This is a genomic window from Pseudomonas auratipiscis (assembly GCF_036324085.1).
In the GTDB taxonomy this organism is placed as follows: Bacteria; Pseudomonadota; Gammaproteobacteria; order Pseudomonadales; family Pseudomonadaceae; genus Aquipseudomonas; species Aquipseudomonas auratipiscis.
Map to the genome: position 1 here is coordinate 40,768 of NZ_JAZDCU010000007.1, position 24,526 is coordinate 65,293.

The following is a 24,526-nucleotide window of genomic DNA, read 5'->3' on the forward strand; positions in this document are numbered from 1 at the left end:
ATTGCGACCTTTCGATTGTGCGCTTGAGTTATACACTGAGCTGACTCTTTCACCTGTGCGCACAAGGACTCGCCATGCACCACGATGCGTTCTGGCTTCCGGCCAGCGATCATTGCAGCCTTTATGTCTACCAATGGCTGCCGAGCACGCCTATCAAGGCCGTCGTGCTGCTGGCCCACGGCATGGCCGAGCATGCCGGTCGCTATCAGCGCCTCGGCCAGGCCCTGAGTGCTGCGGGTTATGCCCTGATTGCCCATGACCAGCGCGGTCATGGCCGTACCGCCGAACTCGGAACCCAGGGGCTGTTCGCTCGCCACAATGGCTGGAGCGCCGTGGTCAACGATCTCGGGCTGCTCAACCAGCACATTGGCCAGCAGTTCCCGGGCACCCCTGTGTTTCTTTTCGGCCACAGTATGGGCAGCTACATTGCCCAAGCCTATCTGATCCACCACGGCGCCAGCTTGCAAGGTGCGATTCTCAGTGGCTCGAATTTCCAGCCACCGGCGCTGTACCGCGCGGCCTGCATGATCGCCCGCCTGGAGGCCTGGCGTCAGGGACCACTGGGTCACAGTGCATTGATCGAATGGTTGTCCTTTGGCTCGTTCAACAAAGCGTTCAAACCCACTCGCACAGCCTTTGACTGGCTCAGTCGCGACACTACCGAAGTCGACCGTTATATTGCCGACCCCTTGTGCGGTTTTCGCTGCACCAACCGGTTATGGATCGACCTGCTGATGGGGCTTGAACAAATCAGCCAACCGGCCAACCTCAAACAGATCGATCCGAACCTGCCGATCCTGGTCATGGGCGGCGAATGTGATCCGGTCAGTGCCGGCAAGCGTCTCAAGGATCTGGCCGGTGCCTTGCGCCTGGCCGGCAACCAGCATGTTCAGTTGCAGCTCTATCCAAAAGCGCGACATGAACTGCTCAACGAAACCAACCGTGACGAGGTCACGGCCGCGATCATTGACTGGTGTGAGCACGCGTTGGCCCTGTGCCGCCCTGCCCGCAGTGAATAATGGCCGTTTCCACGCCCTTAGCAGGAACCGAATCGATGTCCCAGGTCACCAACACTCCTTACGAAGCCCTTGAAGTCGGCCAGACTGCCAGTTTCAGCAAGACCGTCGAAGAACGTGACATCCAGCTGTTCGCAGCGATGTCCGGTGACCATAACCCCGTCCACCTGGATGCCGAGTTCGCAGCCAAGAGCATGTTCAAGGAGCGTATCGCCCACGGCATGTTCAGCGGTGCACTGATCAGCGCCGCAGTTGCCTGCGAACTGCCTGGCCCGGGCACCATCTACCTGGGACAGACCATGAGCTTCCAGAAGCCGGTCAAGTTCGGCGACACCCTGACCGTGCGCCTGGAAATCCTGGAAAAACTGCCCAAGTTCAAAGTGCGCATCGCCACGCGGGTGTTCAATCAGAATGACGAATTGGTCGTCGATGGCGAGGCTGAGATCCTCGCGCCGCGTAAACAACAGACAGTGGAATTGGTCAGCCCGCCGCCAATCACCATCGGCTAACCCTCACAACTGGCTCAAGCGGCGTTCGATAAAGCGCCGCTCGGCACCTTGTTGGGTTAGGTTCAGCGCGGTTTGATAGGCCGCGCGCGCTTGATCCACGCGCCCCAGTTGCCGACAGAGTTCAGCACGGGCGCAATGGGCCAGGTGATAGTCCTGCAACTGGCCTCGCGCCAAAATCGCGTCCACCGCCAGTAACCCCGCCTGGGGGCCATCGCGTGACGCCAAGGCAGCGGCACGATTGAGTTCCACCACAGGCGATGGCCAGCCCCGCAGCAATACATCGTAAAGGCCGACAATTTCTTCCCAGTCGGTTTGTTCTGCGCTGGCCGCTTCAGCATGCACCGCAGCAATTGCAGCTTGCAGGCTATACACCCCGAAGTGGCGCGTTCGCAATGCCTGCTGCACCAACTCGCTGCCTTCGGCGATCAATGCGCGATTCCAAAGACTGCGATCCTGTTCATCGAGCAAAATCAATTCGCCCTTGTCGTCACTGCGCGCGTCCTGCCGCGAAGCCTGCAGCAACATCAACGCCAGCAACCCCAGCACTTCCGGGTCTGGCAGCAATTGCTGCAACAGCCGCCCCAGGCGAATCGCTTCATCACTGAGGTCGTTGCGCATCAGGTTGTCGCCCGAGGACGCCGAGTAGCCTTCGTTGAACACCAGATAAATGACCCTCAGCACACTGTCCAGGCGCTCCGGCAATTCGTTCAGCGCCGGCACTTGATAGGGAATCTGCGCATCACGGATCTTCGCCTTGGCACGCACGATGCGCTGGGCAATAGTGGCCGGGCTCTGTAGAAAGGCCCGGGCGATTTCCTCGGTGGTCAGGTCGCAGACCTCACGCAAGGTCAGTGGCACCTGGGCATCGGCGGCCAACGCCGGATGACAACAGGTAAAGATCAGGCGCAGGCGATCATCTTCCAGCTCCTCGTCTTTCACCTCATCCTCCTGCTGTGCCTCCAAGGCGATCATCAACTGCGCCTGGGTGCGGTCGAAACGAGCGCGCCGACGCAATCCGTCGATGGCCTTGAAGCGGCCGGTGGACACCAGCCAGGCCCTTGGACTGGCGGGTATTCCATCGCGCTGCCAACGTTCGACAGCAACAAAAAACGCTTCGTGCATGGCCTCCTCGGCCAGGTCGAAATCTCCCAGCAAACGAATTAATGTAGCAAGAATGCGCCGCGATTCTCGCTGATAAACAGACTCGACCTCGGCCTGCACCTGGGCCTGCGTTGCCATCAGTCCGGCATCTGCGTGGTCACCACAGTCACCAGTCGGTCCAGGCTTTCACCCCACCCGCGATGAAAACCCATTTCTTCATGGGTCAAGCAATCGGCGGCATTCCAGTGCCAGGCGCGTGCGGTGTACTGGGTTTTGCCTTGAACATCCTCGAAGGTCACTACCGCCGTCATGAATGCCTTGCTCGACGGCACCCAGCCTGGCCCGAAAGCATCAGTGAAAACAATTCGCTCAGGTGCAAGAATTTCCAGGAACACCCCCTGGTTGGGGTACTCGGCACCGTCTGGCGCCTGCATCACCGTGCGAAACAACCCGCCTACCCACAACTGCATTTCACACACCGGGGTGATCATGCCGTTCGGCCCCCACCACTGGGCCAACAACTGCGGGTCAGTCCAGGCCCGGAACACTTTTCTACGTGGAGCATCAATCAATCGGCTGAGGGACAGCTCATACTGCGCAGCCCCTGGAGGGTGAAGGCTCATCTTGTTGTTCTCCTTCGACTCAAGGTTGCAACTCGCGGATCGGCCTCACTTCGACACTGCCAACTCTGGCGGCAGGAATACCCCTGGCAATGTTCAGGGCTTCATTCAGGTCACGGGCATCTACCAGATAGAAGCCCGCAAGTTGTTCTTTGGTTTCGGCAAACGGCCCGTCGGTCAAACTCATATGCCCACCCCGGACACGCACCGTGGTGGCAGTCTGCACGGGCTTGAGCGCCTCGGCGGCGAGCATCCGCCCAGTTCCCTGGATCGCTTCGGCATACGCCATGCACTCGGCATCGGCGGGGCTATCGGGCAAGCTGTGCAGCAGACCTTCTTCACAATAGACCAGGCATAGGTATTTCATCGTCTTCTCCAGCGCAAATGCCAACATGGCTGCAAGTCGCGCCGCTGCAGCAGGCGCCTTTGGTCACGTTTTCGAAAGTGTTCGACTCAAGGCTTGAGCGAGAACAACGCAGCACCGGTCTCCATGTCGAAAGGTGCCGACCAATGCTCATGAACAACCATCCATTGCCCATCGATGCGCTTGTAACCGGCGCTGGCGCGCATGTAGCAGCTCTTGTCTTCGCCACTCTCATCGCTGGCCGGACCACAGCGGACCAGCCAGTGGGCAAAAGCCAGGTCGGCGCTGGCATGAACCTGCAGTTGCTCCATCTCGAAGATCATGTCGCCGGGACAGTGCTCCATACAGGCTTGCCAGTGGTCGCGATAAGCTGCCTTGCCTTTGAATTGCAATTCCTTGACCGCATCGAATGCAACGATGTCTTCGGTATATGGGGCGAGAATGGCAGGGATGTCTCGCGCACGAACGGCAGGTATCCAGCGTTCGATGAGTTGGCGTACTTCATTTTCGGCAGTGCTGCTCATGGTCTTATCCTCACAGATTCGATGAGTGCCAGGCACCGAGCAAATCGGTGCGTTCACAGATGGTCGAATGGCTGCTGGAAAAATCGACAACGCTGCTGGAAAACTTTTGCGCCGGGAAAAACGCGGCACCTGGAAACCACAAGAAGCCCCTTGCGGGGCTCCTTGTGGATGTCATGGAAGGAATCCACTGTTGGCCGAGCGCTTGGCGCGTTTGGCGGCACGTTTTTCATCAATAGTTCTGAGGGGCTTTTTCTTGGCCATTTTCTTTGCATCCAGACCTTTCATCTCGAAAATCCTCCGGCCTGTCGGCGCCTGCAAATGGGCACCCCGAATGATTATAGACCCGCTGTGGCGGCAGGCACGGCAAGGATGAATTCCCGATAACCGGAAACAATCACATAGACGGCGAAGTAACAGAAAATCGCCGCTGAAAGCAGATACGACCACGTCAGCAGTCGATTACCCAGCAAGCGTCCACCGTGACTGGCGATCAAGCACAGCGACAGACACCAGATGAGCCCTGCCGCAAAGAACCCCGACAGAAACAGGCTAGCCTCAAGCAGACTGCCACCACCGGAACGGGAGATCAGCACCCCGCCTACAGCCGCAAACCAGAGGATCGCCGTCGGTGATGACATGGCCAGGAAAATCCCGCGCAGAAACTCACGCCAGAACGACTCCACAACCACCTGCCCCGCTTGTACCTGGCCGTCACCGCGCCAGGCAGCCAACAGCATCTTCACGGCAAACCACACCAGCAGCAGCGATCCGCCCAGCCACAGCACCCAGCGCACCGTCTCAAATTGCAGTAACACGGTCATCCCGACCAGCGCAGCCACTGCGTAGACCAGATCACCGACGCACGTACCCAACCCCAACCAGAAGCCCTGGAAGAACCCACGCTGCATGGCCAGGGTGATCATGGCGATGTTGGCAATGCCGATATCGAGGCATAAGGAAAGACTGAGAAGAAATCCATTGGAGAAAGGCATGGGGCATTCCATAGGCAGCGTTGAAGGCAGGCGCTATTAAAGCGGAAACACGGGCGCTGTACTGGAAAAACTGCCTTGCCTTTACCCCGGTCTGTCAGAACTGGGCTGCACGCGCAAAAACCTCATCCGCCCATTGATTGAGACTTTTGCCTGCAGATTTCGCGGCGATCGTCGCAGCGGCATGCACCTCAGGGCGAATGCGCAACATGACTTTGCCCGAGGCTGGACGCTCAGGGAGCACGCCTCGCTCCGCACAATCTGCAAGATAATCGTCCAGTGCCAGGTGGAATGCTTCATGTAACTGGCTCACAGAGCTGGCGTGGAAACTAATAATGTCACGCACCCCCAGCACCCGACCGACGAAAATGTCGTCACGAGGGTCATACTCGACTCGAGCGTTATAGCCCTTGTAGTTCATCGCGTTCATAGCTGAACTCCTGCCCGCAGCAAAAATTCGCGGGCTTCTTCTACTTGATATCGCTTGGCCTCTTTACCGGGGTGGGGGCGATGGCAACGCCATTGCTCTGCACCTAGAACCAGCTTGACCCTGGAACCTTCACGCTGCAGAACTTGCCCGCCTAAATACAGCACCAGCGCTTCAATGTCGCTGAACGCCAGACTGGCGCTTGTAGGTGAGCGAAAAATACTCTCGAGGATTCTGCGGTATCGATTGTTCATCGGAAAATGCTATCAAATTAAGATAGCATTTTTTCCTATTGATCAATTCAGAATTTTTCAGTCACCCGCCAAGACCTGCGCATAACGTTGCCGGTCGATATTGGCGCCACTCAAGATTACCGCCACTTTGCGCCCTTGCTGGCGATCGCGCTCCTGGATCAGGGCAGCGAGGCCGGCAGCCCCAGCGCCTTCAGCTGTGTTATGGGTATCTTCGTGATAGATGCGCATAGCCTGAGCGACTTCTTCATCGCTCACCCGTACGATGCGCGCGGCATGCTGGTAAACCAGATTGAATGCTTCGGGCACAGGAATACGGCACGCCATACCGTCGGCAAAGGTATCGGCGGTCGCGGTAGTAACGATGCGCCCTTGCTCGAAACTCGAGGCAAAAGCATCGGCCGCGCTGGAGACCACGCCCACGATTTCGGTGCTCAACCCCAGCAGGTTGCGGGCCTGAATCAGCCCACAGATTCCCGAGCCCATGCCGATCGGCACATAGACACAATCCAGGTTCTGTACCGCATCGAACAACTCCAGGGCATAGGTGGCCACTCCGCGAACGAGTTGCGGGTGGAATGACGGTACCATTTCATAGCCATGCATCTGTGCCTGACGGGCCGCTTCTTCCCGAGACTGATCAAAATCGACGCCGTATTCGATCAACTCCGCACCCAGCGCACGCATCGCCGCGTTTTTTTCTCGAGAGTTGCCCTGCGGCACCACGATAATGATCGGCAACCCGGCCTTGCGCGCCGCCAGAGCCATGCTCTGCCCATGATTGCCACGAGTGGCAGTGACCAGGCCGCGAACCTGTGGCTTCTGGGCCTGCAGCCATTGCACATAGAGCAATCCACCGCGCACCTTGAAAGCACCGGTCGGGGCGTGGTTCTCGTGTTTGACCCAGACTTCGCATCCCAGTCGCTCCGCCAACCGGGGCCAAGCGTACTGGGCAGTGGCAGGCACGCTGGCATGTACCAGGCGGGCAGCTTCACGCAAGTCATTCAGGTCGAACATGGAACACCTCGGCAACAGTGGATTTGACCAGATCCTAGCGCCGAGCCATTGTATGGGTAAAACCTTATATTGCATGGCCGACAATAAATGTGGACGCCCACCCTCCCCGCCACTGAACACCCCCGCTACCTGGCTTTGGTCGAGGCCATCGCCGACGCCATCGAGCGCGGTGAACTGAAAGTCGGCGAACGCCTGCCACCACAGCGTCGCCTGGCCTGGGCCCTGGGGCTGAACCCGAGTACCACCCAACAGGCGTACCGTGAAGCTGCCGTTCGCCATCTGGTCAGTGGTGAAGTGGGTCGCGGCACCTATGTCCTGGCGGGCAGCAAAGAGGCAACGCTGTTTCATCTCAAGCAAAACGGCCTGCAGCCCAGCCTGATCGATCTGTCCACCAACGTACCGGTGATCGATCCAGACAACCAGGATATTGAGCGCACCTTGCAGGCACTGTTGCACGAAGGTGCAGTTCGCGGCCTGGACCATTATCTGAATGCCGAAGCGCTGCTAATGGCCCGCGCCCATGGGGCAAGCTGGCTAGCCAATCGCGGGCTGCACCTGAACGCCAGCCAACTGCTGTTGTGCGGCGGCGCTCAACAAGGTCTGTTCAGTGTTCTGTTATCGCTCTGCCAGGCTGGAGACCCGGTGCTGGTGGAAGCGCTGACCGCGCCGGGCATCAAGGCTGCGTGCCGCCAATTGCGTTTGCCGCTGCACGGCATCGCCCAGGACCAGGAAGGAATTCTGCCTGAGGATCTGGACCGCGTCGCCCGCGCCACCGGTGCACGGCTCGTAGTACTCACCCCCAGCCTGCAAAACCCCACGGGGGCCACCATGAGTCGCGAGCGTCAGCAGGCGATTGTCGAAGTCATCCAGCGCCATGGCCTGCTGTTGGTCGAGGATGATGTGTATGGTGCTCTGACCGATCAGCCGCCCCTATGGCCGTTACTGGGTTCGCAGGGAATATTGATAACCAGCCTGTCAAAGACAGTCGGGGCGGGGCTACGCCTGGGTTGGATCGTCGCTGACTCGCTGTTGCTGGCCAGGATCGACCCGCACGCCCAGGCAACACACTGGCAGGTATCGCCGCTGAATTTGCAGATAGCCTGTCGCTGGATCAGTGACGGCACTGCACATCGGCGCCTGGCCTGGCAACGTGCCGAGACCCAACAGCGCTGGCGCCTGGCGCGCAGAATTTTGGGTGCTGACAGGCTCTATGGCCAGGCGCCGTCGCCGCATGTCTGGGTGAACTGTTCGGTGCCTGCACAAACGCTGGTACAACGCTGTCGGGCCAATGCCGTGGAAGTGGTGCCTGCAGAAGTATTTGCCGTAAAGCAGAGCGAACTGCCGGCGGTGCGTGTCAGCCTTTCGGCCGCCAGCAGCCGCGCGGAACTCAAACAGGCCCTGGAGCGGGTGGTCCACGCCATGGAGGCGACATGAACACGTTATTCACTGAGGCCGAGCAATTTCTGCGCACGCTGGATTCGAAATGGGCCGCGCATGTCCAGGCCATTGGTCCATGCCTGCATCAGCCACGCCCGCAGCGAGACCCGTACCAGGCACTGGTACGCGCCATTGCTTACCAGCAACTGCACGTGAAGGCAGGCGATGCCATCCTCGGGCGCTTTCTTGCACTGTATCCAGGCAGTGATTTTCCCAGCCCCGAACAAGTGCTGGCCACGCCAGCCGAGCAACTGCGGGCGTGCGGGTTCTCGGGGAGCAAGTTGGTTACCATCCAGGGCATTGCCCAGGCGCGTCAGCAAGGTGTGGTTCCAGACCGTGCGCAGGCGCTGACAATGACCGATGAAGCGCTGATCGAGCGCCTGATCAGTTTACGCGGTGTCGGCCGCTGGACCGTGGAGATGCTATTGATCTACACCCTGGAACGTATGGACATCCTGCCCGTCGATGACTTCGGCGTGCGTGAAGGTTACCGTCGCCTGCAAGGTCTGGACACGCAGCCGAGCCGCCGGCAAATGCTCGAGCTGGGTGAGCAATGGCGCCCCTACCGCACGGTCGCTGCCTGGTACCTGTGGCGCGTGCCCAACCCGCGAGTTTGAACGCAAGACCCGGAGTTTATTCCTTCAACGACCGCCCTAACCTGAGCACATCCCTACTGACCAAGAGATTCCCGGTATGAGCCAAGGTAAATCCTCCATCAGCGAATCCGATCCACGCTGGCAAGCCATGCTCGCCCGCGACCCGGCGGCCGACGGTGAGTTTGTCTATGCCGTGCGCACCACCGGTGTGTACTGCCGGCCCAGTAGCAGCTCGCGCCTGCCGCGTATCGACAACGTCGAGTTCTTCGACACCCCGACGCAAGCTGAAGCGGCGGGTTACCGGCCTAGCAAACGAAAGGTTGCTGACCAGACGCTGATGGCCGAGCAACATCGGGCGAAGGTCACCCAAGCCTGCCAACTGATCGAGGACGCCGAGTCGATACCCAGCCTCAATCAACTGGCCGAACAATTGAGCATGAGCCCGTTTCACCTGCATCGGGTGTTCAAGGCCATTACCGGAGTGACGCCCAAGGCCTATGCCTCGGCCCACCGCGCAGACAAAGTGCGTCATCAGTTACAGCACTCCAGCAGCATAACCGATGCCTTGTACCAAGCCGGCTTCAATTCCAACAGTCGCTTCTACGAGTCGAGCAACGCACGCCTGGGCATGACCCCGGGGTCTTACCGCGATGGCGGGGCCAATACCGATATTCGTTTTGCCCTCGGCCAGTGCTCATTGGGGGCGATTCTGGTGGCGCAAAGCGCACGCGGTATCTGTGCGATTCTCCTGGGCGACAACCCACAGGCCTTGCTGCAGGATCTGCAGGACAAATTCCCCAAGGCAAATCTGCTCGGCGGTGATCGCGAGTTTGAATCTCTGGTGGCCAGGGTGGTGGGATTGATCGAGGCACCCGGAATCGGCCTGGATTTGCCCCTGGACTTGCGCGGCACAGCCTTTCAAGAACGGGTCTGGCAAGCGCTGCGCACGATCCCGGCCGGGACAACGGCAAGCTATGCCGAAATAGCCCAGCGCATCGGCGCGTCCAAAGCGGTGCGTGCGGTGGCCCAAGCGTGCGCTGCCAATGCGCTCGCCGTAGCGATCCCCTGTCACCGGGTGGTGCGCAGCGACGGTAACCTTTCCGGTTACCGTTGGGGCGTCGAACGAAAGCGTCAGCTATTGGAGCGCGAAAATCCGTAGCACGGTAATAGGTCTGGGCTGGGCTCAGCCGTTAGTGCACCCATTACCCATGGCGCGGTATTCGAGGGTGTGGCGTTGACCTTGGTGATCTTCGTAAACCATGGTTGCCGGCACCACTTCACAGACGTTGGGAATGGTCGACAAGCTGATAACCTTGGCAATATCCAGGTTGGTCGAATAATCGTACTGTTCAACTACCGGCTGTACATTGGCGACTTTAACTTCATCAGCCAAGGCAAAAGAAGACATACCGACAAGGGCAAGAACAAGTAAACTTTTCATGATAATAAGCCTGCAAAGCAATCAAACTAATCGATTGACTTCATTGGCCAACAGAGGCGCGGAGAAGTTGTTACATCTACCACTTTGACATAACACGAAGTACCGGTCCCGCTGCTACTTTTTGTCGGGACAAACATAGTTTACAAGTTGGCCAATCGGGTTAAATCCCTAAGCCGGACAATCACTATTACCAAAACTGTAACAATCCACTGGAATGTTCACCCTCGACAGGTGAACGTTGCCCCTGTAAAAGCCCAAGCCAGAGCCTTTGCTGGACGATTGCCGTGACCAAATTACGCTACTGTCAGCTGACCGCCCTTGAGCGGCCATTGCTGAATAAATTCTATAAAAGCCAGGGTTCTTCCATGCGCGCGGCGGCTCAAGGGCAGTTGTGGGTGGCCCGTGCCGAAGACCTCGTCGCAGCGATGTGCCTGACGCCGGTTTCAGGTGGCTTTTGGCTGACCGGACTTTGGGTCGCGCATGAACATAGAGGACAAGGGATCGCTCAGCACTTGATTGACACGGCCATGCAAGACGCGCAAGGAATCACTTGGTTATTCTGCCACCCCGAGCTTGTACCCTTCTATCAGCGACAAGGCTTCGAGCTGCGCATTGATCTGCCCGCCGCGCTGGCTGAGCGCCTGGTGCGTTACCAGCGCAGCAAACAGCTATTGGCCATGGCCCGGGTTCAATCGTCGCTGGCAGGATCCAGCCCGGGAAACAGCACCTCGGTATAACCGAACTTATTGAAGTCATGAATGCGTGACGGATACAGCCGTCCGATCAAGTGATCGCACTCATGCTGCACCACTCGGGCATGGAAACCTTCCGCGACCCGATCGATTACCTGGCCTTGAGGATCGATCCCCTGGTAGCGAATACGTCGAAAGCGCGGTACCACCCCCCGCAGGCCCGGAACCGAAAGACACCCTTCCCAGCCGTCTTCGACTTCGGTGTCCAAGGGCGTGATCAGCGGATTGAGGAGGATGGTCTGGGGAACAGGCTCGGCGTCCGGATAGCGTTCGCTACGCTCGAAACCAAAAATGACCAATTGCAGGTCGATACCGATTTGCGGGGCGGCGAGGCCAACGCCGCCCACATGGCGCATGGTCTCGAACATGTCAGCAATCAGCTGCTCGAGCTCAGCACTGGCAAGCAATTGCTCAGGCACCGGCGCAGCGATACGCAGCAAACGCTCGTCGCCCATTTTCAGAATGTCACGAATCATGGGATGTACGTCTCACGGGCTCATCTTCCGAGGTAGCCGGGTGGTCGAGCGAGTGATCGCGTCCCAACCCGGAAACATGCTTTTTATCATGTTCATGGAGGTTTTCACCGGCCTCTTTCTCACCGGGATCCTTACCCTCGACGGACATATGTTCAATGACTGCATTCATTTCCGCCCCCAACAACAACACCGCGGCAGAAATATAGAAATACAGCAGTAGGACAATAATCGCACCGATACTGCCGTACATGGCGTTGTAGTCAGCGAAGGTTTTGACGTAATAGCCGAACCCCAACGAAGCGATGATCCATACCACCACCGCCAGTACCGAGCCTGGGGTGATAAAACGAAACTCCTGTTTTACATCGGGCATTACGTAGTAGATCAACGCCACTGCCACCATCATCAAAATGATGATTGCCGGCCAACGCAGAATCGTCCACAAGGTCACGATGAACTCCTGCATGCCGACCTGCGAGGCGATCCACTCCATCACCTGCGGCCCGAGCACCATCAACGCCGCCGCGGCCAGCAACATACCCGCGATTCCCACGGTGTAGACGACCGACAGTGGAATGCGCTTCCACACTGGGCGGCCTTCGACCACATCGTAAGCGGCATTCATCGCACTCATCATCAAGCGCACACCTGCAGATGCCGTCCATAAAGCAATCACGATACCCACCGAAAGCAAGCCACCTTTGGACTGCTGCAGTTGGTCAATGACTGGATTGACCTGCTCCAATGCCTGTGGTGGCAATACCATCTCTGACTGCAGACGCAGCCAGGAAAAAAAGTCAGGCAAGTGCAGAAAGCCGATCAAAGCGATCAGGAACAACAGGAAGGGAAACAGCGAGAACAACATCTGATAGGCCAGAGCCGAGGCATAGGTCGACATCTCGTCGTCGAGAAATTCCTTTACGGTGCGTACCAGCACTCGATGCAACGGCAAGCCGCGCAGGGCGGGAAAAATCATAGCGTCTCCTTTCGCCGCTCGAAAATCATGGGCACGGCGCCTCAATAAGCTTTGCACTGAAGTCTAAACGACGATTGGCCCAAAGTTGCGATTGATTGGCGCAGATAGCACAACGGCCATCTCAGGATGGCCGTCGCGTAACCTTGCCTACAACTATCAAGGCTTTTTCACTGCGTCCTTGACCTCTCCGACCTTTTGTTGAACCTCGCCTTTGCGCTCCTGCATCTCACCTTCTGCGCGCATGCGATCATTGTCGGTTGCTTTACCTACGCCTTGCTTGATGTTGCCAACCGCTTCGTTGGCCATGCCTTTGACTTTATCTTTGGTGCCACTCATGAGAGTTCTCCTGAAGGGGAAAAACGGGTTGTCAGAGTCGACAGTCAGTGGACCAATGGCTGTGTTCAGGAGTTTCAATTATTTGTCGGGCGCCGGTTCAATCATTACGCCGCTTTATGTTTCGCCGCGTTGCCAGCACAATAGTCGACCTTTCAAGCGTCACCCGTAGGAACCTGCATGAAACTCGATAAACCCGCCGCCATCGCCCGTCGTAACCTGGAGCTGGGAAAACCGGTGCTCTCCAGCGACAACAGCCTATTCGCCGTGCTCGACAGCAAACGCAGCCTGTGGTGGTTCGATGTGCCGGTGAAGCTGGTGCTGCGCAAAGGGGCGGCCGACTGGGTCAACCTGCTGCTGCATACACCCGAAACCGACGAGCTGCAGCATTTGAAGGTGCCGGTGAACTTTCTGAAAGCCCATCTGGAAAAAATGGAAGTGCGCCACCCCGGCAAGCGGCGCTCCACCATTAGCCTGGCACTGAGCGCCGATCGCGACTCGCTGCTCCAGGACACTCGTCAAGGCGGCGAAAACCTGAACTTTGCAGGCTTTCGCCAGGCCTGATCAGACCAGTTCGATGCGGTCGGCGTGAATGACGATGTGGCCATCCTTGTACAAGGCACCGATGGCCTTCTTGAAGTTACCCTTGCTGACCCCGAACATATCGCTGATCACCTGCGGATCGCTCTTGTCGCTGACCGGCAGCACGCCATTGGCGTCCTTGAGCTTGGCCAGAATCTTGTCGTTCAAGCTGTTGGCCAGGTCCTGGCCAATCGGCTGCAGGCTCAAGGCTATCTTGCCGTCGCTGCGCATTTCCTTGATATAGCCCTTCTCCTGCTTGCCCGAACGCAGGAATTTGAACACTTCGTTCTTGTGGATCAGGCCCCAGTGCTTGTTATTGATGATTGCCTTGAACCCCATCGGGGTTTCTTCGACCACCAGCAAATCGACTTCCTGACCTTCCTTGTAGGTAGCCGGCACTTTATCCAGATAACGGTCCAGACGCGCGGTCGCGGTGATACGACGCGTACGCTTGTCCAGATAGGCGTGCACCACGCAGTACTCGCCGGCTTTCATCTGGCGTTTTTCTTCGGAATACGGCATCAGCAGGTCTTTGGGCAGGCCCCAATCGAGGAAAATACCGATGCTGTTGATTTCCTTGACTTTCAGGCTCGCGAACTCGCCGACCTGTAGCTTGGTCTTTTCCGTGGTAGCGATCAGCTTGTCTTCACTGTCCAGATAGACGAAGACGTTCAGCCAATCTTCGACCTCGGTGGGCGTGTCCTTCGGAATGTAGCGATTGGGCAAGAGGATCTCACCATCCGCGCCGCCGTCCAGGTACAGGCCGAAGTCTGTGTATTTGACGATTTGCAAACTGTTGTAACGCCCAACTAAAGCCATTTCCGGAAATCCTCTTTGCGAGCCCGGCATTCTACACCCAACCGGCAAAAGGAACCGCAATGAGCCAAGCTGTTCTATAAAGACACGCAAGCCACTGCAAGGATTCGCTCATGTACGCCTGCCTGCACAAGTACCTGCGCCCCTGCCTGCTGCTACTCGCTCCTGCCCTCTTGGTGGTGGCGTGCAGCCGCATCGACCTGGCCTATCGCAACCTCGATGTACTGGTGCCCTGGTCACTCAATGACTACCTGGACATGAACCGCCAGCAAAAGACCTGGCTCAATCAGCGCCTCAAACAGCATCTGGCCTGGCACTGCCGCACGCAACTGCCCGAGTACCTGACCTGGATCGATAAAGTCCGACAAATGGTCGCCGATGATCAAGTCACTGACGCGCAACTGCAATTGCGCACCCAAGAAGCAAAACAGGCCATCGCCAAAGTTGCGGACCAGATCACCCCCTCCGCCGCACAACTGCTAAGTGCAATGGACGACGATCAAGTACGCGAAATGCGCCAGGCCTTCAGCGAAGACATCCGCGAACGCCAGGCCAAATTCGTCAAGACACCTCTTGCCCGTCAGATCGAAGCGCGTAGCGAACGCATGGAAAAGCGCCTTACCCCCTGGCTGGGTGAACTCACTGCGCAGCAACAACTGCGGATAGTCACCTGGTCGCAGAGTCTGGGCGAACAGAACCGCCAGTGGATTGCCAATCGAGCGAATTGGCAGGCGCACTTCAGCGAAGCCATGGAGCAGCGTAAAAACGCCAACTTCGAACCTCAACTCGAACAACTACTGAAAAATCGCGAAAGCCTCTGGACCCCCGAATACCGCGTGGCCTACCAACGTACAGAACAAGCCGCCCGACAGTTGCTGGTTGACCTGATCGCCCAGAGCACTCCCCAGCAACGCCAACACCTGGAACAACGGCTGAGCCAGGTGCAAAAAGACCTAAGCGACCTCAAGTGCCTGAAAAGCTAAACAGCAAGCCCGCTACCACTGTGTTCCCCGCGGGCTTGAGCTCAACACTCCCGGGCCTTGCGCCGATACGGGAACACATCAATCACTTTTCCCCCGCGAATCGCTTCCTGCAGACTTTTCCAATAGTCAGCGTCATACAACTCGCCATGCAACTGACTGAAAAGCCGCCGCTGCCCGCTATCGGCGAACAGAAACGGAGGAAACTCCTCGGGGAACACATCGTGCGGCCCAATCGAATACCACGGCTCACCGGACATCTCATCCTCGGGATACCGCGCTGGCGGGATGTATCGAAAATTAACCTCAGTCAGAAAGCAAATCTCGTCATAGTCATAGAACACCACGCGACCATGCCGAGTAACGCCAAAATTCTTCAGCAACATATCGCCGGGAAAAATATTCGCTGCCGCCAGTTGCTTGATCGCCAGACCATAATCTTCCAACGCCTCGCGCACTTGGGCGTCATTGGCATTCTCCAGATAAAGATTGAGCGGTGTCATACGCCGTTCCGTCCAACAGTGCCTAACTAGCACGGTGTCACCTTCGACTTGCACCGTGGAGGGCGCCACCTCCAAAAGTTCCGCCAGGCACTCAGGCTCAAACTTGCTCAACGGGAAACGGAAATCGGAAAACTCCTGGGTATCGGCCATACGCCCGACCCGATCGACACTTTTCACCAGCCGGTATTTCTCGATCACCGTCGCCCGGTCGACACTTTTGGACGGCGAAAAGCGGTCCTTGATGATCTTGAACACGGTATTGAAGCCCGGCAGCGTGAACACGCTCATCACCATGCCACGCACACCCGGCGCCATGATGAAGCGGTCATCGGTATTGGCCAGGTGATTGATCAGCGCACGATAGAACTCCGACTTGCCGTGCTTGTAGAAGCCGATAGAGGTATAGAGTTCGGCAACATGCTTGCCCGGCAGGATGCGTTTTAGGAAGCCGACAAAGTCGGCAGGCACCGGAACATCCACCATGAAATACGAACGGGTAAAGGAAAAGATGATCGACACTTCTGCTTCGTCGGTGATCAGCGCATCGATTTCGATGCCATGACCCTCGCGGTGCAACAAAGGAATCACCAGCGGCCACTGCTCATCCTGCGTGTACAGGCGCCCGACCAGGTAGGCGCCTTTGTTGCGATACAACACCGGAGAAAACAGTTCCACCGCCAGCGCCGGGTCCTTGCACACCCAATCCGGCAAATTCTCGCGCAACTGTCCTTCCAAACGCGCCAGGTCACCTTGGAGGTCGCCATACGCCACGTCGAAGCAGTAATCGTCAAAGACTTGCGCCAGTACACTGCTCAAGCTGCCTTGCGGATGATAGATGCGCGTTTGCGCGGCCCGTTCGTGGCTGCGCAATGATGGCCGGGTGGTGTGAATGAACATGCAGCCGTCGCTGATCAGGTCATGGCTGAACAGACTGCAGAAAATCGAGTTGTACCAGGTTTCCGAGAGCTCATCGTCCAGGCGCGGATCGATCAAGCCTATATAAGCACTTTTGACCAGCGGCCACTGGGCGACATCCAGCAACACTTCAGCGGCAAACGCCTTGTGCAGCCAGTCACTGACCTCGCTGACCTTTTCCTCATAGAGATTGATACGCGCCGCCGAAGCACTCTGGATCTGCTGCCACTGCGCTTGCTCGAAGCGAGCGCGGGCACCGACGGTGATCTGGCGAAAATGCTCACGGTAATCGTCGAAGCCATCGAGGATCATCCGCGCGATATCGGCGGCCGGCCAGTGCTGGGGCATACATCGAACCTCTGCAGGAGTGTCAAAGCTTGAGCTTAGCCAGTCGCCGTGGGCAGGGAAAGCCCGACGATACGGGTGTATCGGCCAAACTCGCCGACCCACAAGTTTCAGTACAGCAACTACTAGCTGAGCGTCCTTCATTGAACTTTTTGAATTTGGGAATCGCCCCACAGCCAGCCGCTAACGCTCCACGTTATAGTACCGGGAAGAACAAGGCCAAAATAAGCGTTAGGCGTGATTATGATTTTATGTATCGAAGGCTTTTTTCCTGATGGCCACGAAAATGAATTCGTGCAGTTTGAACTCGACGTAGAACCAGAATTCACCCAAGCCGTGCTTGAAGTGGTTGGCTGGGCGTCCCTTCAAGCGGGTGTAAAAGATGGTGTCGTAGATCTAACTCCAACACAAATTACGCAGATCGAGGCGATACTTGATAAAACCATACCGCGAGACCTTGATGTCTGCATAAGTGTGATGGCGTAGTTATCGACGGGCTTTATCCCTGAAAAGGGCATAATGAAGCCCGGCGACACAGACGTATCGGCCAATCTCACCGCCTCAAGAATTCCAGCGCAAGAAAGGGAGAGAGCCAAACTCGGGTTCTGGCGTAAACTCGCGCCCCGCCTCAAAGGACCTGGAGAGCCCATGAGCCCCATTGCCATCACCCGCCTGCTGATACTCGCCGCTGTCTGGGGTGCAAGCTTTCTGTTCATGCGCATCATTGCCCCAGTGCTCGGCACGCTGCCTACGGCGTTTTTCCGGGTATCGATCGCTTGCCTGGGCCTGGTGGTGATACTCGCCCTGCTGCGCGTGCGCTGGAATTTCAACGGCAAGCTTGGCGCCTGCCTGGTACTGGGCATGGTCAACTCGGGGATACCGGCGACCCTGTACTCGGTTGCCGCCCAGGTGCTGCCAGCCGGTTATTCGGCAATTTTCAACGCGACAACACCGTTGATGGGCGTGTTGATTGGCGCATTGTTCTTCCGCGAGCCAATGACCCTGGCCAAGCTCAGCGGTATTTTCCTGGGCCTGTTCGGGGTCGGTATTCTCAGCGGCGCTGGGCCGGTGGAGTTCGACTACAAGCTGATGCAAGGCGCTCTTTCGTGCTTGGCAGCAACCACGTGCTACGGCTTTGCCGGGTTTCTCGCCCGGCGCTGGCTCGACCATCAGGGTGGCCTGGACAGTCGCCTGTCGGCGCTGGGCAGCATGATGGGCGCGACTTTGTTGCTGTTACCGCTGTTCGCCTACAACGTGATGACCGAGCCTCCGGCGAGCTGGGGCGGTTGGCAGGTGTGGCTGTCGTTGCTGGGCCTGGGCCTGCTGTGTACTGCGTTCGCCTACATTCTTTACTTCCGCCTGCTCAGCGAAATCGGGCCGGTCAAGGCTACCACCGTCACCTTCATGATCCCGGCGTTCGGGGTGCTGTGGGGCGCCTGGCTGCTGGATGAACCCTTGTCGATGGCGCACCTGTATGGCGGTGTGTTGATCGCGTTGGCCTTGTGGCTGGTGCTCAAGCCCGCCAAGGCTCACTGAATATATCACTCGCGCAGAGGCCGTCTATTCGGCCTCTTCGCCGTGGTTTCACCTACGAAACCATTAGCTAAAATCCGTTACCGAAAAAGCCCTTTCTTATTGCATCAGCAATCGCCCAGCGCAATTGCTGTGCAATTTCGTGCCATATAGAAAACCTTGTTTCATATATAAAACAAATTACTTTTCACTTACTTTGAGTAAGTAATTAATAAATAACGATTTTTTAAATAAACCACGACAACAAGTCACTTGGCATTGTTCATGCACTAAACCGCGTATCACCTATAAAACAGACCAGAGAGCTTCCCCAATGGCTGTGAAAGAGATGTACGCAATCGCCCCTCAATGGAATTCGCCACGCTCCAGGGAAGACCTGGAGCCGACCGAAATCGAATTTCGCAATGTCGGCAAATGTTTCCCAGCCAAAGGCAAGTCCGAGGCGCCCTTCGCCATTCGCGAGGTGAATTTCAAGATTCGTCGCGGTGAGGTGGTATCGATCATCGGTCCGTCCGGCTGTGGCAAAAGCACCATCCTCAACATGGGCTCGGGCCTTTACCGCCCCAGCGAAGGCGAAGTCTTCGTCGGTGGCGAAGCCGTGGTTGGACCGGTGCGCAAAGTCGCCTTCATGTTGCAAAAAGATTTGCTGATGCCGTGGCGCAGCATTCGCCGTAACGTCGAGTTGGGCCTGGAAATCCAGGGCATGCCCGCGTCCCAACGCCAGACCATTGCCGAAGATCTGCTCAACCGCTGCCATCTGCAAGGTTTTGCCGACCACTATCCCTTCCAGCTGTCGGGCGGCATGCGCCAACGTGCAGCGCTGGCCCGAACCCTGGCGGTCGATCCACAAGTATTGTTCCTCGATGAGCCGTTTTCGGCCCTCGATGCGCAAACCAAAATGATCCTCCAGCAGGATCTGGCAAAGATGCTCTACGAAGAGAAAAAAACTGCGCTGTTCATCACGCATGACCTGGTCGAGGCAATTGCCATGTCCGACCGTCTGCTGGTCATGAGTGCCCGCCCCGGCACCATCATCGAAGAAATCGATGTCGACCTGCCGTTTCGCGACAACCCGCTTGAACGCCGCAAGCTGCCGGAGATCGGCCCCCTGGCTGGCCGCCTGATGGAACTGCTGAAAGTCGGCGAAGACACCGAACTGCATTGATCAACGCCTCACGGCCCATCAACCGATTAAGGAGTACGCATGTTCAAGTCCCTGCAACGCCTTGCGCAGACTTCGCTCATTACCCTGGGGCTTGGTCTGGCAGTGTCTGCCCAGGCAGAGCCGACCAAGGTTACTTACCTGCTGCCCGCGCCGCCCAACTCCCCGGCCTTTGCGCCATGGATCATTGCCAAGGAAAAGGGCTATTACAGTGCCAGGGACCTGGACCTGACCTTTATCGCCGCCAAGGGCGGCGTGGATGTCGCCAAACAGATCGGCGCCGGCAATGCCATGCTCGGTGGCGCCATCGGTGACACCCCGATTGTGGTTCGTGCCAACGGTATTCCGGTACGCGCCGTGGCCGTGCTCGGTGCCGGCGGTGTGACCATGATCGCCACTAATGCCGGTGAGAACATTCAGTCGGTCAAGGACCTCAAGGGCAAGACCCTGACCGTGATGTCGTACTCCGACACGACCTACTACGCCCTCCTCGCGTCCTTGCGCAAAGCTGGCTTGAGCAAAACCGACGTCGACATCCAGGCCGCCGGCCCGTCGGGCGTCTGGCAGTTGTTCTCGGCGAACAAGGCGCAGGCCATGGCCGGTGTGCCGGACTGGGTGGTCAATGCCGAAGAGGCCGGACTGAAGATCAACCTGATTCCTCAGGAACAGATTTTCGAAAGCATGGCCCAGGCCATCCTGGCTTCCGATGACGCCATCAAGCATCAGCCAAAGATTGTCGCAGGCGTTGTCCAGGCCACCCTGCAGGGCATGCACGACATCATCCAGAACCCGAAAGCTGCGGCTGCGACGTTCGCCAAAGCCGTCCCGGCCTACGCCGGCAAGGAAGCGGCGCTGGAGAAAACTTTCCGCCTCTACGTCGAGCATGTCTACGCCAATCAGCCCGTGCTCGGCCGGATCGATCCCGCACGACTGGACACGGTACGCAAGTTCTATGTCAGCGAAGGCATCGTCGCCAGAGAACCCAAGCTCGACGAGCTCTACAGCAACCAGTTCATCGAAACCACCACGGCCGCGCAATAAGCCTGGATGTATAAAAAGGTATTAGCCCGATGAGAAATCTCAACACCTCCGTGCTCGGCAGCATTGCCTTGCTGATCCTGTTCCTGCTGACCTGGCAATGGGGTCCTGGCCTGCTCGGCATGCCCGAGTTCGTCATGCCGCAACTGACTCGCGTAGTGCAAGAAAGCGTGGTCATGTGGCAGTCCAGCGCGCTGCTCGAACACACCCTGATCACGGCCTTCGAAATCATCGTAGGCTTTGGCCTCGGCGCTTTGCTCGGCGTTGCCATCGGTGTATCGCTGGGCCTGTCGCCATCGGCCGAAGCCATGCTCTCGCCCTACATCCTGGCGTTGCAGATCGCGCCGAAGGTGGCCTTCGCCCCGCTGTTCGTAATGTGGCTGGGCTACACCATCTATCCGAAGATTCTCATCGCCATTCTGATCGTGTTCTTCCCGGTAATGATCAACGTGCTGTCGGCAATCCGCACCGTGGACCCGGACATGATCAACCTGGTACGCACCATGAGCGCCAGCCGCTGGCAGATCTTCCGCCTGGTGGAATTCCCTTCGGCCATGGCCGCGCTGTTCTCCGGCCTGCGCATTGCTTCGACCCTGGCGGTGATCGGCGTCACCGTCGGTGAGCTGGTTGGCGGCAACCAGGGCTTGGGTTTCCTGCTGGTAGACGCTGAAGGCCAGGGCAACACCGCCGGGGTTTTCGTCGCCATTGTCATGCTTACCCTGATTGGCGTGCTGGCCTATGGCGCCGTGGTCTGGGCCGAGAAGCGTGTCCTCCACTACCTGCCCAAAGCCATGCTGAGTACCCAATGATGAGCCCATTCAACACCATGCTTGAAGGCCGTCGCGTGCTCGTCACCGGCGGTGCTCGCGGCCTCGGTTACGCCTTCGCTCAGGCCATCGGCCAGGCGGGTGCGCGGGTGGTGATCGCCGACATCCTCATCGAGCGCGTGCAGCAGGCTGCCTGCGAGTTGCGCGAGCAAGGCTTGCAGGTCAGCGGCGTCACCCTCGACTTGGGCAACCCCGATTCGATCACTGCTTGCGTCGCCCAGGCCACTGCCGAACTCGGCGGCTTGGACGGCCTGGTCAATAACGCATCAATTACCAACTCCGGTGGCAAGACCTGCGAGCAACTGGACATCGAAACCTGGGACCAGGTGATGCAGGTGAATGTACGCGGTACCTGGTTAATGACCTGCGCCTGCCTGCCAGCCCTGCGTGCCAGCGGCAAAGGTGCGGTGATCAACCTGGCCTCCGACACGCCGTTGTGGGGAGCGCCGAACCTGCTGGCTTATGTCGCCAGCAAGGGTGCGATCATCGCCATGACCCGCAGCCTTGCCCGTGAACTTGGCAGCGACAACATCACCGTCAACGCCATTGCCCCTGGCCTGGTGCTGGTGGAGGCCACCGCTTACGTACCCGAGGCGCGCCACCGGCTGTACACCGAACAACGGGCCATTCAACGCCCGCAACTGCCAGAAGACGTCAGTGGCGCCGTGCTGTTCGCCCTGTCCGATCTGTCTCGCTTCATCACTGGACAAACCCTGCCGGTCAACGGCGGGTTCGTCATGCCCTGACCAAGGAGAAATCCATGACCGACCTTTCCGTTCAAAACGACGCACCAAAGACCTGGGAACAACCTGCAGGCACCGATCTGGCAGGCTGGATGCAAACCCGCATCGCCCGCTACGAAACCCGCAAGTACGACTGGGATGCGTTGAAGTTCCAGGCCGACTTCGATCCCAAGTTCCGTCGTGCCCAAATGCGCTACGTGGGCACCGGTGGCACCGGGGTCAACACCGACATGAACACTATTGCCTCGGAGAACTTTACCTTTTCGACCATGGTCATCCCGGCCGGCCATGAAGGTCCACCGCACATTCATACCGACGTCGAGGAAGTGTTCTTCGTCCTGCGCGGCAAGTTGAAAGTGATCATCGAGAAAGATGGCGAGCGCTACGAAACCATCCTCACCGACCGCGACCTGATTTCGGTACCGCCAGGGGTATACCGCGAAGAGATCAACATCGGTGATGAAGATGCGCTGATGTGCGTGATGCTCGGGGCGAAAAAGCCGGTAACGCCAACCTATCCGCCAGCGCACCCGCTGGCCTCGATCAAGCGCGGGTAAGGCTATGTTGCACGCCACCGACAATCCGACCCTCGCGTTGCCCGCCCAGCTGGAGCAACGCTTCACGCTGCGCCTGGTGCAACTGGACGAGCGCACGCAAGCGATACGTGAAGCAGGACAGGGTCCGGCCATCGTTCTTTTGCATGGCATCGGCTCAGGGGCCGCGTCCTGGCTGCAGGTGGCCGTGCAATTGAGTGGCAAAGCACGGGTGATCGCCTGGGACGCACCAGGTTATGGGCAATCCAGCCCATTGCCTGACCCGGCACCCAAGGCACCGGACTATGCCCGGCGCCTGCGCCAGTTGCTCGATGCGATGGACATCGAACGCTGTGTGCTGGTCGGTCACTCCCTCGGCGCCCTCACCGCTGCAGCGTTTGCCTGCAATGCCCCCGAACGGGTCAGCCGCCTGGTGCTGCTCAGCCCGGCGCAGGGCTACGGCGAGCCCGCCCGCGCAGCACAGGCCGATGAAGTGCGCAGCAAGCGCTTGCAAGCGTTGGAGCAACTGGGCATCGCCAAGCTCGCCGAGCAACGCAGCGCACACATGCTTTCGGCAGCGGCCAACAGCGATGCGCGCGCCTGGGTGCAATGGAATATGGCGCGCCTGCTGCCACAAGGCTATCGCCAGGCCATCGAACTGTTGTGCGGCGACCACCTGCTGCGCTACGCGAACCACTCTGTGCCTTGCGAAGTGCACTGCGGGGCCGCCGACAGCATCACCACCGCAACCGACTGCAAAGCCCTGGCCGACACCCTGGGCGCTCCGTTTCATCTGATCGCCGCGGCCGGCCACGCCAGCCCGATCGAACAACCCGAGGCCGTGGCAACCCTGCTTGCCCAGGCACTCGACGTCTCACTGACAGGTACTGCGCTATGAATGATTCGGATCTGTTGAAAGACAACCAGGATAAATACATCGTCCCCGGCCTTGAGCGCGGCCTGTTGCTGCTCTGCGAGTTCAGCCGGCAAAACCGTACCCTGACGGCACCGGAGCTGGCGCGCCGCCTGGAACTGCCGCGCTCGACCATCTTCCGCCTGCTGACCACCTTGGAAACCATGGGTTTCGTGACCCGTAGTGGCAACGAATATCGCCTGGGCATGTCGGTACTGCGCCTGGGCTTCGAATACCTCGCCTCGCTGGAACTGACCGAGTTGGGTCAGCCGCTGCTGGCACGCTTGTGCGACCACCTTAACTATCCAAGCAACCTGGTGGTGCGTGACGGTCGTTCGATTGTCTATGTGGCCAAGGTCTCGCCGCCGTCGGTGTTCTCCAGCGCGGTCAACGTCGGTACTCGCCTGCCCGCCCACGCCACGGTGCTCGGCCGCATCCTGCTGGAAGACTTGAGCCTGGCCGAACTGCGCGATCTGTACCCGGAAGAACACCTCGAGCAGCACTCGCCGTGCACGCCGAAAACCGTGCTGGAGCTGTTCGACCTGGTACAGAGCGACCGTCAGCGCGGCTTTGTCAGCGGTGAAGGTTTTTTTGAGTCGTCGATCTCGACCATCGCCGCGCCGGTGCGTGATCACAGTGGCAAAGTCGTTGCCGCCATGGGGGTAACCATCCCTACCGCGCAGGTTGGCCACATCAACTTCGATGGCCTGCTTGGCCACGTGCGCGGCAGCGCCGATGAGCTCTCACGCCTGCTCAACTACACGCCCCATGCCGGTGGCCGTGTCACTGCGCTGATAAGGGATTGAA

General features: G+C 58.4%; 31 protein-coding genes. 17 read left to right on the forward strand and 14 right to left on the reverse strand.

The genetic code is table 11. The features are described from left to right. The first annotated feature begins 74 nt into the window (after positions 1 to 74). Together V0R60_RS11625 and V0R60_RS11630 are read left to right on the forward strand one after the other, a co-directional pair. Positions 75 to 1,019 (forward strand): alpha/beta hydrolase, encoded by a 945-nt coding sequence (locus tag V0R60_RS11625; RefSeq protein WP_330079749.1) that lies wholly within the window; start codon positions 75 to 77, stop codon positions 1,017 to 1,019. Between the two features lie 35 nt (positions 1,020 to 1,054). After that, positions 1,055 to 1,525: a MaoC family dehydratase gene (locus tag V0R60_RS11630; RefSeq protein ID WP_136477645.1), complete on the forward strand. Its 471-nt coding sequence runs from the start codon at positions 1,055 to 1,057 to the stop codon at positions 1,523 to 1,525. 3 nt (positions 1,526 to 1,528) lie between these two features. On the opposite strand, the gene V0R60_RS11635 is transcribed toward V0R60_RS11630, so the two are convergent. The 8 genes from V0R60_RS11635 to V0R60_RS11670 form a co-directional block, all read right to left on the reverse strand. Further along, positions 1,529 to 2,764, reverse strand: a complete 1,236-nt coding sequence (locus tag V0R60_RS11635; RefSeq protein WP_136477646.1) for an RNA polymerase sigma factor — start codon at positions 2,762 to 2,764, stop codon at positions 1,529 to 1,531. After that, the gene (locus V0R60_RS11640) at positions 2,764 to 3,249 is read right to left on the reverse strand and encodes an SRPBCC family protein (RefSeq protein WP_136477647.1); all 486 of its coding nucleotides are present in this window, start codon (positions 3,247 to 3,249) and stop codon (positions 2,764 to 2,766) included. Before V0R60_RS11640 ends, V0R60_RS11635 begins: the two co-directional genes overlap by 1 nt. Before the next feature lie 19 nt (positions 3,250 to 3,268). Next, complete coding sequence (locus V0R60_RS11645; RefSeq protein WP_136477648.1) at positions 3,269 to 3,613, reverse strand: YciI family protein; 345 nt, start codon at positions 3,611 to 3,613, stop codon at positions 3,269 to 3,271. 86 nt (positions 3,614 to 3,699) lie between these two features. Further along, the gene (locus tag V0R60_RS11650) at positions 3,700 to 4,134 is read right to left on the reverse strand and encodes a YybH family protein (RefSeq protein WP_136477649.1); all 435 of its coding nucleotides are present in this window, start codon (positions 4,132 to 4,134) and stop codon (positions 3,700 to 3,702) included. A 335-nt stretch (positions 4,135 to 4,469) separates the two neighbouring features. Further along, on the reverse strand, positions 4,470 to 5,126 hold the full coding sequence (locus tag V0R60_RS11655) for a LysE family translocator (protein WP_330079750.1): 657 nt from the start codon (positions 5,124 to 5,126) through the stop codon (positions 4,470 to 4,472). Positions 5,127 to 5,220: 94 nt separating this feature from the next. Then, entirely contained in the window at positions 5,221 to 5,553 is a 333-nt protein-coding gene (locus V0R60_RS11660; protein WP_136477651.1) for a type II toxin-antitoxin system HicB family antitoxin, read from the reverse strand. After that, positions 5,550 to 5,804, reverse strand: coding sequence for a type II toxin-antitoxin system HicA family toxin (locus V0R60_RS11665; protein WP_330079751.1), 255 nt, complete (start codon positions 5,802 to 5,804; stop codon positions 5,550 to 5,552). The genes V0R60_RS11660 and V0R60_RS11665 overlap by 4 nt, the downstream gene beginning before the upstream one ends. A 57-nt stretch (positions 5,805 to 5,861) precedes the next feature. Next, the gene (locus V0R60_RS11670) at positions 5,862 to 6,818 is read right to left on the reverse strand and encodes a threonine dehydratase (protein WP_330079752.1); all 957 of its coding nucleotides are present in this window, start codon (positions 6,816 to 6,818) and stop codon (positions 5,862 to 5,864) included. Positions 6,819 to 6,905: 87 nt separating this feature from the next. Here V0R60_RS11670 and V0R60_RS11675 point away from each other — a divergent pair, with 87 nt between their 5' ends. From V0R60_RS11675 to ada, 3 genes are all read left to right on the forward strand, one after another. Continuing rightward, complete coding sequence (locus tag V0R60_RS11675; RefSeq protein ID WP_330079753.1) at positions 6,906 to 8,252, forward strand: aminotransferase-like domain-containing protein; 1,347 nt, start codon at positions 6,906 to 6,908, stop codon at positions 8,250 to 8,252. Then, the gene (locus V0R60_RS11680; protein ID WP_330079754.1) at positions 8,249 to 8,872 is read left to right on the forward strand and encodes a DNA-3-methyladenine glycosylase family protein; all 624 of its coding nucleotides are present in this window, start codon (positions 8,249 to 8,251) and stop codon (positions 8,870 to 8,872) included. Before V0R60_RS11675 ends, V0R60_RS11680 begins: the two co-directional genes overlap by 4 nt. Before the next feature lie 76 nt (positions 8,873 to 8,948). Then, positions 8,949 to 10,010, forward strand: coding sequence for a bifunctional DNA-binding transcriptional regulator/O6-methylguanine-DNA methyltransferase Ada (gene ada / locus V0R60_RS11685; protein WP_330079755.1), 1,062 nt, complete (start codon positions 8,949 to 8,951; stop codon positions 10,008 to 10,010). Positions 10,011 to 10,034: 24 nt separating this feature from the next. Here ada and V0R60_RS11690 read toward each other — a convergent pair whose 3' ends face one another. Continuing rightward, on the reverse strand, positions 10,035 to 10,292 hold the full coding sequence (locus tag V0R60_RS11690) for a DUF2790 domain-containing protein (protein WP_136477657.1): 258 nt from the start codon (positions 10,290 to 10,292) through the stop codon (positions 10,035 to 10,037). A gap of 284 nt (positions 10,293 to 10,576) precedes the next feature. Here V0R60_RS11690 and V0R60_RS11695 point away from each other — a divergent pair, with 284 nt between their 5' ends. Further along, complete coding sequence (locus tag V0R60_RS11695; RefSeq protein WP_371922216.1) at positions 10,577 to 11,029, forward strand: GNAT family N-acetyltransferase; 453 nt, start codon at positions 10,577 to 10,579, stop codon at positions 11,027 to 11,029. Here V0R60_RS11695 and def read toward each other — a convergent pair. The 3 genes from def to V0R60_RS11710 form a co-directional block, all read right to left on the reverse strand. Then, a complete protein-coding gene (def, locus tag V0R60_RS11700; RefSeq protein ID WP_136477658.1) occupies positions 10,981 to 11,520 on the reverse strand; it encodes a peptide deformylase in 540 nt (179 codons plus the stop codon). The genes V0R60_RS11695 and def overlap by 49 nt on opposite strands. Beyond that, positions 11,510 to 12,496, reverse strand: coding sequence for a YihY/virulence factor BrkB family protein (locus V0R60_RS11705; RefSeq protein ID WP_136477659.1), 987 nt, complete (start codon positions 12,494 to 12,496; stop codon positions 11,510 to 11,512). Before V0R60_RS11705 ends, def begins: the two co-directional genes overlap by 11 nt. 156 nt (positions 12,497 to 12,652) lie before the next feature. Beyond that, positions 12,653 to 12,832: a CsbD family protein gene (locus tag V0R60_RS11710; RefSeq protein ID WP_136477660.1), complete on the reverse strand. Its 180-nt coding sequence runs from the start codon at positions 12,830 to 12,832 to the stop codon at positions 12,653 to 12,655. 177 nt (positions 12,833 to 13,009) lie between these two features. Between V0R60_RS11710 and V0R60_RS11715 the strand changes: the two genes are divergently transcribed. After that, positions 13,010 to 13,393 (forward strand): hypothetical protein, encoded by a 384-nt coding sequence (locus V0R60_RS11715; RefSeq protein WP_136477661.1) that lies wholly within the window; start codon positions 13,010 to 13,012, stop codon positions 13,391 to 13,393. Here V0R60_RS11715 and V0R60_RS11720 read toward each other — a convergent pair whose 3' ends face one another. Next, entirely contained in the window at positions 13,394 to 14,230 is an 837-nt protein-coding gene (locus V0R60_RS11720; protein WP_330079756.1) for a CvfB family protein, read from the reverse strand. It lies immediately after the preceding gene. A gap of 110 nt (positions 14,231 to 14,340) precedes the next feature. On the opposite strand from V0R60_RS11720, the gene V0R60_RS11725 reads away from it, so the two are divergent. After that, positions 14,341 to 15,210, forward strand: a complete 870-nt coding sequence (locus V0R60_RS11725; protein WP_136477663.1) for a DUF6279 family lipoprotein — start codon at positions 14,341 to 14,343, stop codon at positions 15,208 to 15,210. 41 nt (positions 15,211 to 15,251) lie between these two features. Here the strand turns inward: V0R60_RS11725 and aceK are convergent, their stop codons facing one another. Continuing rightward, positions 15,252 to 16,973, reverse strand: coding sequence for a bifunctional isocitrate dehydrogenase kinase/phosphatase (gene aceK / locus V0R60_RS11730; protein ID WP_136477664.1), 1,722 nt, complete (start codon positions 16,971 to 16,973; stop codon positions 15,252 to 15,254). Positions 16,974 to 17,213: 240 nt separating this feature from the next. Here aceK and V0R60_RS11735 point away from each other — a divergent pair, with 240 nt between their 5' ends. The 9 genes from V0R60_RS11735 to V0R60_RS11775 all read left to right on the forward strand — a co-directional run bounded on the left by V0R60_RS11735 (position 17,214) and on the right by V0R60_RS11775 (position 24,525). Continuing rightward, on the forward strand, positions 17,214 to 17,456 hold the full coding sequence (locus V0R60_RS11735) for a pyocin S6 family toxin immunity protein (RefSeq protein ID WP_136479005.1): 243 nt from the start codon (positions 17,214 to 17,216) through the stop codon (positions 17,454 to 17,456). Between the two features lie 162 nt (positions 17,457 to 17,618). After that, positions 17,619 to 18,506 carry a DMT family transporter gene (locus V0R60_RS11740; protein ID WP_330079757.1) on the forward strand — a complete coding sequence of 296 codons (888 nt, stop codon included), beginning with the start codon at positions 17,619 to 17,621 and terminating at the stop codon, positions 18,504 to 18,506. A gap of 325 nt (positions 18,507 to 18,831) precedes the next feature. After that, a complete protein-coding gene (locus V0R60_RS11745; RefSeq protein ID WP_256658393.1) occupies positions 18,832 to 19,668 on the forward strand; it encodes an ABC transporter ATP-binding protein in 837 nt (278 codons plus the stop codon). 39 nt (positions 19,669 to 19,707) lie between these two features. Then, positions 19,708 to 20,706: an ABC transporter substrate-binding protein gene (locus tag V0R60_RS11750; protein WP_136477667.1), complete on the forward strand. Its 999-nt coding sequence runs from the start codon at positions 19,708 to 19,710 to the stop codon at positions 20,704 to 20,706. Positions 20,707 to 20,735: 29 nt separating this feature from the next. After that, entirely contained in the window at positions 20,736 to 21,512 is a 777-nt protein-coding gene (locus V0R60_RS11755) for an ABC transporter permease (RefSeq protein WP_136477668.1), read from the forward strand. Then, on the forward strand, positions 21,512 to 22,276 hold the full coding sequence (locus V0R60_RS11760) for an SDR family oxidoreductase (RefSeq protein WP_136479006.1): 765 nt from the start codon (positions 21,512 to 21,514) through the stop codon (positions 22,274 to 22,276). The genes V0R60_RS11755 and V0R60_RS11760 overlap by 1 nt, the downstream gene beginning before the upstream one ends. Before the next feature lie 14 nt (positions 22,277 to 22,290). Next, positions 22,291 to 22,830: a cupin domain-containing protein gene (locus tag V0R60_RS11765; RefSeq protein WP_330079758.1), complete on the forward strand. Its 540-nt coding sequence runs from the start codon at positions 22,291 to 22,293 to the stop codon at positions 22,828 to 22,830. Between the two features lie 4 nt (positions 22,831 to 22,834). Then, a complete protein-coding gene (locus V0R60_RS11770; RefSeq protein WP_330079759.1) occupies positions 22,835 to 23,704 on the forward strand; it encodes an alpha/beta fold hydrolase in 870 nt (289 codons plus the stop codon). Beyond that, positions 23,701 to 24,525, forward strand: coding sequence for an IclR family transcriptional regulator (locus V0R60_RS11775; RefSeq protein ID WP_330079760.1), 825 nt, complete (start codon positions 23,701 to 23,703; stop codon positions 24,523 to 24,525). Before V0R60_RS11770 ends, V0R60_RS11775 begins: the two co-directional genes overlap by 4 nt. Position 24,526 lies beyond the last annotated feature (1 nt).